14 protein-coding genes are annotated in these 14,436 nt (G+C 61.2%); 3 read left to right on the forward strand and 11 right to left on the reverse strand.

What is annotated here, in order from left to right; all coding sequences use genetic code 11:
- Positions 1-39: 39 nt before the first annotated feature.
- From IE188_RS10830 to IE188_RS10840, 3 genes are all read right to left on the reverse strand, one after another.
- Positions 40-948, reverse strand: coding sequence for a DMT family transporter (locus IE188_RS10830; protein ID WP_191286509.1), 909 nt, complete (start codon positions 946-948; stop codon positions 40-42).
- A gap of 93 nt (positions 949-1,041) precedes the next feature.
- Positions 1,042-1,782 (reverse strand): YebC/PmpR family DNA-binding transcriptional regulator, encoded by a 741-nt coding sequence (locus IE188_RS10835; RefSeq protein ID WP_191286510.1) that lies wholly within the window; start codon positions 1,780-1,782, stop codon positions 1,042-1,044.
- A 100-nt stretch (positions 1,783-1,882) separates the two neighbouring features.
- On the reverse strand, positions 1,883-2,335 hold the full coding sequence (locus IE188_RS10840; protein WP_191286511.1) for an Lrp/AsnC family transcriptional regulator: 453 nt from the start codon (positions 2,333-2,335) through the stop codon (positions 1,883-1,885).
- A gap of 73 nt (positions 2,336-2,408) precedes the next feature.
- On the opposite strand from IE188_RS10840, the gene IE188_RS10845 reads away from it, so the two are divergent.
- Positions 2,409-3,002 (forward strand): LysE family translocator, encoded by a 594-nt coding sequence (locus IE188_RS10845; protein ID WP_191286512.1) that lies wholly within the window; start codon positions 2,409-2,411, stop codon positions 3,000-3,002.
- A 31-nt stretch (positions 3,003-3,033) separates the two neighbouring features.
- Positions 3,034-4,815 (forward strand): SLC13 family permease, encoded by a 1,782-nt coding sequence (locus tag IE188_RS10850; RefSeq protein ID WP_191286665.1) that lies wholly within the window; start codon positions 3,034-3,036, stop codon positions 4,813-4,815.
- 10 nt (positions 4,816-4,825) lie between these two features.
- Here IE188_RS10850 and IE188_RS10855 read toward each other — a convergent pair whose 3' ends face one another.
- The 4 genes from IE188_RS10855 to mgtE all read right to left on the reverse strand — a co-directional run bounded on the left by IE188_RS10855 (position 4,826) and on the right by mgtE (position 9,597).
- Complete coding sequence (locus IE188_RS10855) at positions 4,826-6,604, reverse strand: SLC13 family permease (RefSeq protein ID WP_191286513.1); 1,779 nt, start codon at positions 6,602-6,604, stop codon at positions 4,826-4,828.
- Positions 6,605-6,736: 132 nt separating this feature from the next.
- The gene (locus tag IE188_RS10860; RefSeq protein ID WP_191286514.1) at positions 6,737-7,561 is read right to left on the reverse strand and encodes a TIGR00282 family metallophosphoesterase; all 825 of its coding nucleotides are present in this window, start codon (positions 7,559-7,561) and stop codon (positions 6,737-6,739) included.
- Positions 7,562-7,612: 51 nt separating this feature from the next.
- Positions 7,613-8,179, reverse strand: a complete 567-nt coding sequence (locus IE188_RS10865) for a 5-formyltetrahydrofolate cyclo-ligase (RefSeq protein ID WP_191286666.1) — start codon at positions 8,177-8,179, stop codon at positions 7,613-7,615.
- A 2-nt stretch (positions 8,180-8,181) separates the two neighbouring features.
- On the reverse strand, positions 8,182-9,597 hold the full coding sequence (mgtE, locus tag IE188_RS10870; protein ID WP_191286515.1) for a magnesium transporter: 1,416 nt from the start codon (positions 9,595-9,597) through the stop codon (positions 8,182-8,184).
- A gap of 95 nt (positions 9,598-9,692) precedes the next feature.
- On the opposite strand from mgtE, the gene guaD reads away from it, so the two are divergent.
- On the forward strand, positions 9,693-10,979 hold the full coding sequence (guaD, locus tag IE188_RS10875) for a guanine deaminase (protein WP_191286516.1): 1,287 nt from the start codon (positions 9,693-9,695) through the stop codon (positions 10,977-10,979).
- Here the strand turns inward: guaD and IE188_RS10880 are convergent.
- The 4 genes from IE188_RS10880 to IE188_RS10895 all read right to left on the reverse strand — a co-directional run bounded on the left by IE188_RS10880 (position 10,969) and on the right by IE188_RS10895 (position 14,125).
- The gene (locus IE188_RS10880; protein WP_229836738.1) at positions 10,969-11,280 is read right to left on the reverse strand and encodes a 5-aminolevulinate synthase; all 312 of its coding nucleotides are present in this window, start codon (positions 11,278-11,280) and stop codon (positions 10,969-10,971) included. The genes guaD and IE188_RS10880 overlap by 11 nt on opposite strands.
- A 118-nt stretch (positions 11,281-11,398) precedes the next feature.
- Complete coding sequence (locus tag IE188_RS10885) at positions 11,399-12,730, reverse strand: 8-oxoguanine deaminase (RefSeq protein ID WP_191286518.1); 1,332 nt, start codon at positions 12,728-12,730, stop codon at positions 11,399-11,401.
- Between the two features lie 122 nt (positions 12,731-12,852).
- Entirely contained in the window at positions 12,853-13,659 is an 807-nt protein-coding gene (hisN, locus tag IE188_RS10890; protein ID WP_191286519.1) for a histidinol-phosphatase, read from the reverse strand.
- A gap of 97 nt (positions 13,660-13,756) precedes the next feature.
- The gene (locus IE188_RS10895) at positions 13,757-14,125 is read right to left on the reverse strand and encodes a helix-turn-helix domain-containing protein (protein ID WP_191286520.1); all 369 of its coding nucleotides are present in this window, start codon (positions 14,123-14,125) and stop codon (positions 13,757-13,759) included.
- Positions 14,126-14,436 lie beyond the last annotated feature (311 nt).

A 14,436-nucleotide genomic window follows, 5' to 3' on the forward strand; every position in this document is an offset into this window, starting at 1 on the left:
CGAAACAGTGTCGGGGCGTCTGTCGCGGGCGCCCCTTTTTCATGACTTCGCCGCGTTGGGGTTCGGCGTCACGCGGCGATTCAACATCGCTTCGCGCCAGGTGATGTAGGTCACTGAGCCAATGATCACACCCGCGCCGGCGATCACCCAGACGTCCAGCGGTTCGGCGAATAGCCACGCCCCCATCATCGTCGCCCAGATGATTTGCAGGAAGGTCACGGGCTGGGTGACGGACACCGGCGCTTCGGCAAAGGCGCGCGACATGGCGTAATGCCCGGCGGTCGCGCAGAAGGCGATCACAACGGACCATCCCAAATCCGTAAGGCTGGGCGGCACCCAGACCAGCCAGGCCGCCGGGGCCAGCCCGATCGTTACCGTGATCGACATGATGGCGACCACGACGGCTGCGGATGCTTCTTGCGACAGGCGTTTGGCAATCAGGTAGGAGATGCCCAGAAAGATGGCGGTGAACACCATCGCCAGATGGCCCGATCCAAGCTCCCGCACGCCCGGGCGCAGGATGATCAGCACGCCGAGGAAGGCGAACACCACAGCGGTCATCCGACGGGTCGAAAACCCTTCACCCAGAAACAGCGCCGCCCCCAGCATGACATAGATCGGGTTGAGGTAGTTCATCGCCACGACCTCGGCCACGGTGATCTGGGTCATGGCATAGAACCAACACAGCACCGCGCCCGTATGCACCACACCGCGCAAGGCAAACAGCCGCCACATCGGGGGCGAAAACCGCGCCCGCTTCAACTGCCCAAGCGCGGGCAGTACGAAGATCAGCCCGAACAGGTATCGCAAGAATGCTGCCTGCGATGACGGCAGGGTCTGACCGACATACTTCACCAACCCATTCAGCAGGACAAAGAAAAACCCCGCCGCCAGCATCCACAGGATGCCATGCAGGGGTCTTTGTGATGTCGGGGTCAGGTTGGTCATTGCGCGACCTGACCCGAGTTTGGTCCGAAAGACAAGAGACCCCGGCACGGTGATCCGGGCCGGGGTCTTGTGATCAACGCGAAAGGGCGCGTGTCAGAGCTGGGCCAGAACCTCGTCCGTGGCTTCGAAGTTGGTGGTGACACGTTGAACGTCGTCGTCGTCCTCCAACGCATCCACCAGCTTCATCAGTTTCTGCATCCCGTCCAGATCCAGTTCGGTGGTCATGTTGGGTTGCCAGATCAGCTTGGTCGATTCGCTTTCGCCCAGCGCGGCCTCCAGCGCGTTCGACACTTCGTTCAGGTCAGTGTCGGCGCAGGTGATGCGATGGCCGTCCTCGGTTGTTTCGCAATCCTCGGCACCGGCTTCGATGGCGGCTTCCATCACGGTGTCGGCGTCGCCGGCCTCCAGCGGATAGATCACCTCGCCCTTGCGGTCGAACATGAACCCGACCGAGCCGGTTTCGCCAAGGTTCCCACCGTTTTTCGAGAAGGTAGAGCGCACGGTCGACGCTGTGCGGTTCTTGTTGTCGGTCATGGTTTCGACGATCACAGCAACACCGTTCGGCCCATAGCCTTCGTAACGGATTTCATCGTAATTCTCGGCATCTCCGCCTTGCGATTTCTTGATCGCGCGGTCGATCACATCCTTCGGCACGGATTGCGATTTCGCCTCTTTCACCGCCAGACGCAGGCGCGGGTTCTTGTCCGGGTCGGGATCGCCCATCTTGGCGGCGACGGTGATTTCCTTTGCAAGTTTCGAAAACAGCTTTGAACGGGCAGCATCCTGACGCCCCTTGCGGTGCTGGATGTTTGCCCATTTTGAGTGGCCAGCCATGGCGCCCTCCGAATTGATACAGATATGGATATGTTGCGCGGTTCAATACAGCAGGGCTTGGGGGGGCCGCAAGCCCCGCTTGTCTGTCGCCCGGGCGTCGTCAGGCGCGTTCGTCCTTGGGCGAGCCCATGACCACATGGGTGACGATCTGGTGCACCTGCGCAAGCGTGCCCAGCTTGTCGGTGTGAAACCGCTTGTAGGCGACCAGATCTTCTGCCTCGACCCTGAGCAGGTATTCCACCGTTCCGGTGATGTTGTGACATTCGCGCACTTCGTCGTAACGCGCGACCGAGCGTTCGAACCCTTCCTGCGCAGCCTTGGTGTGGTCGGACAGGCCAACCGTGACATACGCAACAAAGCCATTGCCCAGCGCGACAGGGTCCAGAACGGCGCGATATCCTTTGATCACACCCTGGCGTTCAAGTTCCTGCACCCGGCGCAAACAGGCCGAGGGCGACAGGCCCACGCGGTCGGCAAGTTCCGTGTTGGGCAAGCGACCATCGCGCAATAACTCGTGCAATATTTTCTGGTTTATCCGATCAATCTTCGCCATTTATTGCCAAATTATTTCTTTGCGAGACCTAATTGCAATTCGCTGACCTTATTTTCAGTTGATAATTGCAGCCATGTCAATCGAACTTCTCTCGGCTTTTGTGGCCTTCGCCTTTGTCTCGTCAATCACGCCGGGGCCAAACAACCTGATGCTGATGGCCTCCGGGGCCAATTTCGGATTCCAGCGCACGATCCCGCACATGCTGGGCATCGGCATCGGGTTCACCTTCATGATCGTGCTGGTCGGCGCGGGGCTGATGACGTTGTTTGACCTCTACCCCATCAGCTACACGATCCTGAAGGCGGGCAGCGTCATCTATCTTCTGTGGCTGGCATGGAAAATCGCTCATGCCTCCGAGCCGGGCAGCGGCAAGACAGACGGCACACCAATGACCTTCCTGCAAGCCGCGGCGTTCCAATGGGTCAACCCAAAGGCCTGGGCGATGGCGTTGACCGCGATCAGCGTCTATGCACCATCCCGCGATATGGGGGCCGTCATCATTGTCGCCGTCATCTTTGGGTTCGTGAACCTGCCCTCGGTCTCGGTCTGGACAGTTCTCGGGCAGAAAATACGAGTGATCCTGACCAATCCGGCACGCCTCAGGTCGTTCAACGTGACAATGGCCCTGTTGCTGGTCGCCACCCTTTTCCCCGTAATCTACGGGTGACGTTCCATTCCGCAGGCGCTAAGCCTTGGATATGACAACTGATCAGATCATCCTGTTTTCACTTTTCGGTGCGGTGTTTGGCCTGCTGCTTTGGGGCCGCTATCGCTATGACCTTGTGGCCTTCGCGGCGCTGATGCTGGGCGTGGTGCTGGGTGTGGTACCCACAAAAGACGCATTTTCGGGCTTCGGTCACCCGGCCACACTGATCGTGGCGCTGGTGCTGGTTGTATCGGCGGGGCTGGTGCGGTCAGGAGCGGTGTTTCTGATCACCCGCACCATGGTCGATGCCTCACGCTCGCTTGGGGCGCATATCGCGCTGATGGGCGCGATTGGCGGCGTCTTGTCGGCCTTCATGAACAACGTGGCCGCCCTTGCCCTGTTGATGCCCGTAGATGTGCAGACCGCACGCAAGGCCGGTCGCGCGCCGGGGCTGAGCCTGATGCCGCTATCCTTTGCCACCATCCTTGGTGGCATGGTCACACTGATCGGCACGCCGCCCAACATCATCATCGCCTCGATCCGGGGCGAGGCGCTGGGCGAGCCGTTCCACATGTTCGATTTCGCCCCCGTGGGCGGGGTGACGGCGATTGCGGGGCTGATCTTTGTCGCCCTGATCGGCTGGCGAATGATCCCGCAAGCCGATGCGGCCGAGGCCAATGCCGACCCGATGGAGGCCTTCGGGCTTTACGTCGCCGAACTGACCATTCCGGAAGGGTCGAAACACATCGGCAAGCGGTTGCAGGATCTGGTCGAAACGGCCGAAAAGAACGACGTTGCGATCCTTGGGCTCGTGCGCGAGAACAAGCGACGTTATGGCACCCAGCGCGCGACCAAACTGGCTGCCGGTGACGCGCTGGTGATCGAGGCGCGCCCCGAAGCTCTGGACGAATTTCGCGCGGCCCTGGGGCTGGCCTTCACCGATGCCAAGCGCGAAGAAACCCTGCGCGCCGAAGGTGCCGGCTTGTCCAAGATCGAGGTCGCCGTTCCCGTCAACGCCCGCATCGTCGACAAGACCGCGCAATCCGTGGGGCTGCACTGGCGGCAACGCTCGGTCCTCCTGGGCATCTCGCGGTCGGGCAAACGCATCACCAAGCAGGTGCGCAAGACCAAGATCCGGCCCGGCGACATTCTGCTGCTGCTGGTCCCGCAGGGATCGGAAAGCGATGTCACCGAATGGCTGGGCGGTTTGCCTCTGGCTGAACGCGGATTGACCGTTACGCAGGATGAAAAGGTCTGGTTGGCCATCGGCCTTTTTGGCGGCGCTGTGGCTGCGGCCAGCTTTGGCCTTGTCTATCTGCCGGTCGCGCTGGGTCTTGTCGTCGTCGGCTATACCCTGACCAAGATCGTGCCCCTGTCCGAACTTTACTCCCACATCGAATGGCCGGTGGTCGTGCTGCTGGGGTCGATGATTCCGCTGGGGGCGGCGTTGGAAACATCGGGCGGCACGGAACTGATTGCCAATGGACTGGTTGGACTGACGCAGGGCATGCCCGCCTGGGCCGTGTTGACGGTTTTGATGATCGTCACCATGACCCTGTCAGATGTGCTGAACAACACCGCCACCACCATCGTTGCCGCCCCGGTGGGCATCCAGATGGCCCAGACGCTGGGAAAAAACCCGGACCCGTTCCTGATGGCGGTCGCAGTGGCGGCAAGCTGCGCCTTCCTGACGCCGATCGGTCACAAAAACAACACTCTGATCCTCGGCCCCGGCGGCTATAAGTTCGGCGACTATTGGCGCATGGGCCTACCGCTTGAGGTGTTGGTGGTTGCCGTGTCGATCCCGGCGATCCTCGTGTTCTGGCCACTCTAGCTGCCGCGCATCAGAGCGGCCAGATGAACGGGATCAGGAACGAGGCCAACAGCCCGACGGACAGGTTCAACGGAATGCCGACCTTCAGGAAATCCGAAAACTTGTAGCCCCCCGGCCCATAAACCAGCGTATTCGTCTGGTATCCGATGGGTGTCGCGAAACTGGCCGAAGCCGCCACCATCACCGCCACGACCAAGGGGCGCGGATCCAGCCCCAGCGCATTGGCAAGGCCGATGGCGATGGGTGTGACAACCACGGCGACAGCGTTGTTTGAGACAAGCTCGGTCAGCACAGAGGTCAGCAGATAAATCGCCCAGACGATCAGGAAGGGTGGCAGATTGCCCAGAAGCGGCGCCACGCTTTCCGCGACCAGACTGACCGCGCCCGAGTTTTCCAACCCCGCACCAATTGCCAGCATCGAGAAGATCAATACAAGCAAACGCCCGTCGACGGCCCCGAAGGCTTCGTCCGCGTCGATACAGCGGGTCAGAAGCACCAGCGCCACCGCCAGCACCGTCAGATAGAAGATCGGCGCCACCCCCAGACCGGCAAGCACAACCAGGCCGACCAGCGATCCAATGGCGATCGGAGCATGGCCGCGCCGGTATTCGCGCGCCGAAGGCTTTGACACGTCCAGCAGGTTCATGTCCTGCGCCAGCCGTTGAATATCCTCGGGGGCGCCTTCCAGCAGCAGCGTGTCGCCGACCCGCACCACCAGATCATCAAGCTGTCGGCCGATATTCTGGTTCTTGCGATGTACCGCAAGGGGATAGACGCCATAGCGCCGACGCAGGCGCATCCGCCCCAACTGCTTGCCGACCATGCCGCAATCGGGGGTGATCAGAACCTCGACCGTCGTGGTTTCAACCGCTGACACCTGATCCACGCGTTTCAGGCTTTTATCGCGCTGCAAGCTCAGAAGTTCGGCAATCGCCGTGCGCAGAACCACCCGGTCGCCGACCTGCAGCGTCACGCCATCCAGATTGCGCCGAAGCGATGCATCGCCACGCACCACATCAATCAGCCGCACCCCGTCACGCTTGAACAGTTGCACCCCGTTGACCTCGCGCCCGATCAGGTTGCTTTCGGGTGGCACCACGGCCTCGGTAAAGAACTTCTTGCGGGACCGGTCCGACAGAAGCGAGGCCATGCTGTCACGATCCGGCAGGATCTTTGGCGCGATGAAGTAGATATAGATCATCCCCCAGGCGACCAGCGCGATGCCCAGGGGCGTGATCTCGAAAATCGTGAAGGCCTTCAAACCGTTGGCGCGTGCTACACCATCCACAAGCAGGTTGGTCGATGTGCCGATCAGGGTCAGAGTGCCCCCCAGAATGGCCCCATAGCTCAGCGGGATCAGCAGTTTCGAGGCCGAGGTGCCGATTTTCTTCGCCAGTTGAACAAAGACCGGAATCATCACCACGACCACAGGGGTGTTTGAGACGAAAGCAGACGCCAGAACCACAAAGCCCATCAAGGCCGAGAGGGCGATCGCCGGGCTTTTCTCGGCGCGTCTTTCGGCAATCAGGGTAAACCAGTTCAACGCACCCGTGCGCACCAGCGCCCCCATCACGATGAACATACCCGCGATGGTCCATGGCGCAGGGTTCGACAGAACCTGTAAGCCTTTCTCGTAATCCAGAATGCCCAGGATCAGCATGATGGCGACCCCGCCGATGGCCACGACCTCGGTCGGAAAGGTCTCGCGCAGGAACATCACGAACATACCAGCCACGACCAGCAGCGATAGCACCGCCAAAGTCATATCGCCAAAATCAAAAAGGCCCATTGGTTGTCCCTGTTCGCATCGTCAGTGCAGTCTTGCCCCGTGCGCAGGCGCTGGGCAAGCACGGTTTTTGCCGAGAGCATGCAAGTTACGTTTATCCTGCAATCGCAAACCGATTTGGGTGGCCTGCGAAAATCAGTCCGGGGCGGCCGGCGTCGACGGGGCAAGCCGTCCGCCCGCGCGGATCATCTGAACATGTGTGGCCTTGCCGGTGCGGTCGTCGGTTTCGACAAACAGACCCGACAGCGTCGCCTCGCCCGTGGCCGGGGTGAACCGGGATTTCGACATGCCGGTCACGAAGCGCCGCATCGGCTCTTCTTTCTGCATGCCGATCACGCTGTCATAATCGCCGCACATCCCGGCATCGGACTGGAACGCCGTGCCTTTGGACAGGATTTGCGCATCTGCGGTTGGCACATGGGTATGGGTGCCGACGACCACACTGGCCCGCCCGTCGCACCAATGCCCCATGCCCATTTTTTCCGATGTGGCCTCGCAATGAATGTCGACCAGCGTGGCCTGGACCGCCCCCCCAAGCGGGTGGCGTTTCAACACCGCATCCACCGCTGAAAACGGATCGTCGAACGGGCGTTTCATGAACACCTGCCCCAGGACCTGCGTCACCAGAATCTTGCGCCCGCGCGCGTCCGAAAACACCCGCGCGCCCGTTCCCGGCGCGTCTTTGGCATAGTTCAGGGGGCGGATGATCCGCGTTTCCTGCTCACAGAAGGTCAGCATTTCACGTTGATCGAACGCGTGATCGCCCAGCGTGATCACATCCGCGCCCGCGTCCAGTATCGTGCGCGCATGGGCGGCGGTCAGCCCGGCCCCGCCCGTAGCGTTTTCGCCATTCACCACCACGAAATCCAGCTTCCATGCCTCGCGCAGCGCCTTCAGCCGCTCGGTCACCGCACGCCGTCCCGCGCGCCCCATGATGTCGCCAAGAAAAAGTATCTTCATGCCCCAAGCCCTAGGTGGAATGGGCGACAAGGGCAAGCCAAAGCGTCGGGATCACACCCAATGCACACCATCTTCGGTGACTATGGCATCCAGCAGCTGGTCGGTGGGTTCCAGCGGCACCGCGTCCACCTCTTGCCCGCTATAGGCATAGCCGATGGCAAGCGTTGGCCGTTTGTCACGCAGCCCCTCCAACGTGCGGTCATAAAACCCGCCGCCATAGCCCAGACGCCCGCCCTTGCGGTCAAAGGCCAGCAGGGGCACGATCAGCACCTCGGGCTCGACAAACTGCCGGGTCGCCGGAATGAAGGCCCCGAAGGCCCCTTCGACCATTTCGCATTCCGGGGTCCAAAGCGCGAAGCGCAGGGGCTCGCCCGGCTTGCCGATGACCGGCACACAGACCGGCCCATGCGCGGACATGGCGGCCATCACGGGCACAGGTGTGATTTCGGTGCGGATGGGCATGTAACCGGACAGCACCTTGCCCTTGTGATCCATCACCACGGACAAAAGATGCGCCACTCCGGCGGCGGACCGTGCTTCGCTGTGCACCGCTTGCCGACGGGCAAAAGCGGCCTTTCGCGCGCGCGCCTTGGTTTCTTTCAAACCGTCCTGATCCATCGTCACAACAACATCACCGCAGCAAGTCCAAGAAAGGCGAAGAAGCCCACAACATCGGTGACCGTGGTCACAAACGCACCGGAGGCCAGCGCGGGGTCGATGTCGAGGCGTTCCAGCACCACCGGGATGATAACCCCGGCAAGTCCGGCAACCACCAGGTTCACGACCATCGCGACGGCAATCACGACACCCAGCATCGGGGTGCCGAACCATGCATACCCCACACCGCCCATCACCACGGCAAAGATCAGCCCGTTGATCAGACCCACCGCGGCCTCGCGCCGGATGACCCGCCAGACGTTGGCCGAGGTCAGGTCTTTCGTGGCCAAAGAACGCACGGCCACGGTCAGCGACTGCGTGCCCGCATTGCCGCCCATCGACGCGACGATCGGCATCAGAACGGCCAGCGCCACGAATTTCGCGATCACGTCATCGAATTGCGCGATCACCATGGATGCCAGAATAGCTGTCACCAAATTGACCGCCAGCCAGGGAAACCGGCGTTTGGTGGTGTCGATCACGCGGTCCGACAGGCTGCTTTCGCCCACCCCGGCCAGACGCATAATGTCTTCTTCATGCTCTTCGTCCAGAATAACCATCGCGTCGTCGATCGTGATGACACCCACAAGGCGTTCATCGGCGTCGACCACCGGGGCCGAGATCAGGTGGTACTGGTTGAACGCATAGGCGACCTCGCCCTCGTCCTGCATGACCGGGATGGTGCGAAAACTGTCTTCGGCTATATCAACCATCTTGGTTTTACGGGCGCTGCCCATCAGACGGCCCAGCGTCACATACCCGGTCGGGCGCATCCGGGGGTCCACCAGAATGACGTGATAAAACTGCTCGGGCAGATCATCCTTGTTGCGCAGGAAATCAATGGTTTGCCCGACATCCCAGTGTTCGGGAACAAACACCAGCTCGCGCTGCATCAGACGCCCGGCTGATTCCTCGGGATAGGACAGCGACTGTTCGACCACCGCCCGGTCGTCATCGTCCAGCGCCCCCAGAACCGCCGCCGTTTGCGGCTCATCCAGGTCTTCGATCAGGTCGACGACGTCGTCGGTCTCAAGCTCGCGCACCGCGTCGGCCAGAACCGTTGGCGACATGGCCCCAACGATTTCCTCGCGCAGACCCTCGTCCAGTTCGGACAGAATCTCGCCGTCCAGTTCGCCACCATACAAGCGCACCAGCGCGACGCGTTCTTCATGGCCCAACTGTTCGATGATATCGGCGATGTCTGCGGCGTGAACCGGTTCCAGCGCGCGAACCAGCGCCTCTGAGTCTTCCGCTTCAAGCGCATCCAGAACCGGCTGGAACACCTCGTGGTCCAGCTCGTAATCCCCTTCTTCGAGCGCATCGTCGTTATGTTGATCGTCCAGCACCACGAAGCCCTCCGGTTTGGTGAGCGTGAACATAGGGCAAGGCTGGACGCTTGGGAACTGCAAGAAACCCGTTGCCACCGTATTTCTCAAGGCCTAGTCTGCCCGATGGCGCAGACGAAAGGCACGACATGCAGCTTCTTCTTGGTCAAACCATTCGCTTTACCGCGGATCCGTTCTCAAACCCGCTGACCGACAGCGTGACACACGAACGGCATGGCGCGGTGGCGATCGAAAACGGACGGATCGCCGATGTGGGACCTGCGGACGATCTGCGCAGCAAGCATCCCCAGGCGCGCGTGACCGACTATGGCGATGCGCTGATTTCGCCCGGGTTCGTGGATGCGCATGTGCATTATCCGCAAACCGCCATCATCGCGTCATGGGGCAAGCGGCTGATCGACTGGCTGAACAGCTATACCTTCCCCGAGGAAAGCCGCTTTGGCGACCCGGATCACGCCGCCCAGATTGCCGAAACCTATTTCGACCTCGTCACTGCGGCGGGCACCACCACAACGGTCAGCTATTGCACCATTCATCCCGAAAGCGTTGACGCCTATTTCACCGCCGCCGCCAAACGTGGATTGCGGGTGTTGGGCGGCAAGACCTGCATGGATCGCAACGCCCCCGACACCCTGCAAGACACGGCGCAAAGTGCCTATGACGACAGCAACGCCCTGCTTGAACGCTGGCATGGGCAGGATCGGCTGTCTTATGTCATCACGCCCCGGTTTGCGCCGACATCGACACCCGAACAACTGGCAGCCCTCGGGGCGTTGTGGGCCGAGCACCCGGATGTGCTGATGCAGACCCATATCAGCGAACAACACGAGGAAATCGCATGGGTCGCGGATCTGTTTCCCGGCGCTCGCGATTATCTGGATGTTTATGAACATCACGGCCTGCTGGGGCCGGGCGCGCTGTTGGGCCATGCCATCCACCTGACCGACCGTGAACGCGACCGCATTCGCGAGGTCGATGCCAGCCTGATCCACTGCCCGACCTCGAATCTGTTCATCGGGTCCGGCCTGTTTGACATGCAGGGGTTGATGGAACAGGGCCACCGGATCGGGCTGGCCACCGACACGGGTGGCGGGTCGTCCTTTTCGATGCTGCGCACCATGGCAGCAGCCTACGAAGTGGGCCAACTACGCGGCCACCCCTTGCACCCCGCGCAGCTTTGGTGGCTGGCAACCGAAGGCTCGGCCCGCGCCCTGCACATGGCCGACAAGATCGGCACGCTGGAGCCGGGGTCCGAGGCGGATCTGGCGGTCATCGACTTGTCCTCGACGCAAGCCATCGCCCAGCGCGCGGCACGCGCCGAGGACATATGGCAAGCCATCTTCCCCACCATCATGATGGGCGATGATCGCGCAATCAAAGCCGTCTGGGCAAACGGGTCATGCCTTAGAAGCTGACCAGAGCCACCCCGACCAGCACAAACGCCGCCCCCGCCATTTCCTGCCGGGACAGGCCTTCGCCGATGACGAAGGCATAGGCCAACACAAGCAGGGATTCGGTGGCGATGATCGCGATATAAGCCAGGCCCAGTTCGACCTGTCGCAGCAAAAGCACCTCGGACACAACAGTACCCGCCAATACGGCGACCAGCAGCGCCAGTGGCAGCAGCGCAAACCCATAGGAAAAATGCTTCATCAAGATGGTCGAGACCCCGTAACCAAGGGCCGCAGCCAAAGCCAAAAATGTTTTGTCACTCATTACTGAAAGCATGGTGAGCCCATCCTTTCTGCGGCAATATCCGCGTGAGTTATGGTTCTAAAATACCGATAACCTTATCAGAAAAAGACTGCGCTGGCAAAGCGGTGTGGATTGGAGGTCAACCGGCCAAACGCGCCGCCAGCCTATTCTGATCTTCGACAAGGCGTGGCAGATCAAGCGTCGTGATCCGCCCATCCTGCACAATCTGGCGCCCGTCCACGAACAGGTCGCGCACCTGTCGTGGTCCGGCCAGAACCAGCGCCGCCGGGTCCCAACTGCCTGCGGAGTCCAACCCCGACACGTCCCAGATCGCAATATCCGCGCGCTTGCCCACCGCGATTTGGCCGCACTCGTGTCGCCCCAGAACCTCGGCCCCGCCCCGGGTTGCGATGCGCAGCACCTCGCGGGCGCTCATCTTGCCGGCGCCGAAGGCCACGCGTTGTAACAGCATGGCCTGGCGCGCTTCGTCGATCAGGTTGCCCTGATCGTTCGAAGCCGATCCATCCACGCCCAAGCCAACCTTGACGCCCGCATCGCGCATCCGGCGCACGGGCGCGATCCCCGATCCAAGGCGGCAGTTTGAACATGGACAATGCGCCACCCCGGTGCGGGTATGGGCAAACAGGTCGATCTCGGCGCCGTCCAGCTTGACGCAATGGGCGTGCCAGACGTCATCCCCGACCCAACCCAACTCTTCGGCATATTGACCGGGGCGGCAGCCGAACTGTGCCTGACTATAGGCGATATCCTCGTCATTCTCAGCCAGATGGGTGTGCATCATCACACCTTTGTCGCGCGCCAGAACGGCGGCGTCCCACATCAACTCGCGGCTGACGGAAAAGGGGGAACAGGGCGCCACGCCCACGCGCAACATCGACCCTTCGGACGGGTCGTGAAAGGCGTCAATCACGCGAATGCAATCTTCAAGAATGGCGCTTTCGCGTTCGACCAGCCCGTCCGGCGGCAGGCCACCATCGCTTTCCCCGATCGACATGGCCCCGCGCGTGGGGTGAAACCGCAGCCCAACCTCGCGCGCGCCGTCAATCGTATCCTCAAGCCGCGCACCATTAGGGTAAAGATAGAGGTGATCCGCGCTCATCGTGCAGCCTGACAGGGCTAGTTCAGCCAGCCCGACCATCGCCGACACGCGCATTTCATCCGGCCCGAAGCGCGACCAGATCGGATACAGCGTCTGAAGCCAGCCGAACAGAAGCGCGTCCTGTCCCCCCGGCACTGCCCGCGTCAGGGTCTGATACAGGTGATGATGCGTGTTCACCAAGCCCGGTGTCACCACCGCGCGGCTGGCGTCCAACACCTCGGCATCCTGGGGCAGATCGGGGCCGATTTCCGTGATCACACCACCCGAGATGCGGATGTCGGTAGATGACAGCTCGCGGCCATCATCATCCATGGTCAGAATGGTTTGTGCATTGCGGATCAGCAGGTCCATGTTGTCTCCTCCCGCCCGTTTCGGTGAGACAACATTGGCGGCGACAGAAAGGGCAAAGGACTCGCGCGCAGGGGCAAGGTGCCACGAGAGGCGGGCACCGGGCAAGGGTCTTGCTTCGCGGTTCAGGTGCCAGACAGGTGGTCCAGAGCGGCCGCGTGAATCTGTGCATTGGCCGCCGCGACGACCCGTCCGCCCTGATGCGCCGGACCACCTTCCCAATTTGTGACTACGCCACCCGCCGCCTGGATCACCGCCATCGGACCTTGGATGTCGTAGGCCTGCAAACCTGCCTCTACCACAAGGTCGATCTGCCCCGAAGCCACAAGACCATAGGCATAGCAATCCAGCCCGAACCGCGTCAGCCTGACCTGCCGCGACAGCCGTTGAAAGGCCTGACCTTCCGCAAGGGTGCCGACCTCGGGAAAGGTGGTGAACAGGATCGCGTCGGACAAATCACGTGGCGCGCGGGTTTTCAGCGTGCGTGTGCCCTGTGGCCCGACCACGCGGGCCTCTCCGAAACCGCCAATGAAGCGTTCCCCGATATAGGGCTGATCTATGACACCCAGCAGTGGGCCGCTGGCGTCCGACACCGCTATCAGGACACCCCAGGTCGGCGTGCCCGACAGAAACGCGCGGGTGCCGTCGATCGGGTCAAGCACCCAGGTCAGACCGCTTGTCCCTTCGGTCCGGCCGTATTCCTCACCCAGAATGGCATCATCCGGGCGTTGTACGGACAGGATATCGCGCATGGCGCGTTCTGCGGCGCGGTCGCCTTCGGTAACCGGATCAAACCCTTCGCTGATCTTGTTTTCGGCAGCCAGATCACTGGCCCGGAAATAGGGCAGAACGGCGATGCGCGCCGCGTCGGCCAACGCCTCTGCAACGCGCAACAGGTCGTCTTGCACCTCGGATTTCAGATCGGTCACCATGTTACCCCGGCAGTTTCCTGCCCGCGCGGTAGCAGGGCAACAGGTCTGGCGTCAAGCGCAGGTCCAAATGCAGGGCCCGCCTTCTGAGCCGGTGCGCTCAGGCCACGTCCGACAGGACACGCGCCAGTTCGAACAGACGGCGGCGCTGATTGTCCGGAATGGCATAATAGCTGCGAACCAGTTCCAACGCCTCCTTGTCCGCCAGAATATCGCCGGGCAGGGCGTTTTCGGTGTCGGCATCGGGCTTGCTTTCCAGCCCTTCAAAGAAAAAGCTGACCGGTACCGAAAGGGCCGCTGCAATATCCCAAAGCCGAGACGCCGAGACGCGGTTCATGCCGGTTTCATATTTCTGGATCTGCTGGAACTTGATCCCGACTTTTTCAGCCAATTGCTGCTGCGTCATACCCACCATCCAACGGCGATGACGCACCCGCTTACCAACATGGACATCCACCGGATGTTTCATTGAACCACTCCTCGTTACTAGATTGTATTACGCAACCACTGATCACGTGTCGACGCCGTCACTCAACCTGTCTTTTTGGTCAGCCTCAACGCCAATCATGAAAAACTTATTAATTACAACGCGATATAAGCATCTAATCGCATTTTTGGCGCATCCACCACAACGAAAGTCGCACTTGTGGACGCACACGCAAAAGGAGATTAGCAAATTACTTTGCATTTTGCAAACCCACAACGCAGGGGTGAGCAGATGATTCTCGACTATCTTGCTCGATTTTTGGGGCGGAACCCCCTAAGCAGTGATCAAAAAGG

Source organism: Aliiroseovarius zhejiangensis (assembly GCF_014656375.1).
Lineage (GTDB): Bacteria > Pseudomonadota > Alphaproteobacteria > Rhodobacterales > Rhodobacteraceae > Aliiroseovarius > Aliiroseovarius zhejiangensis.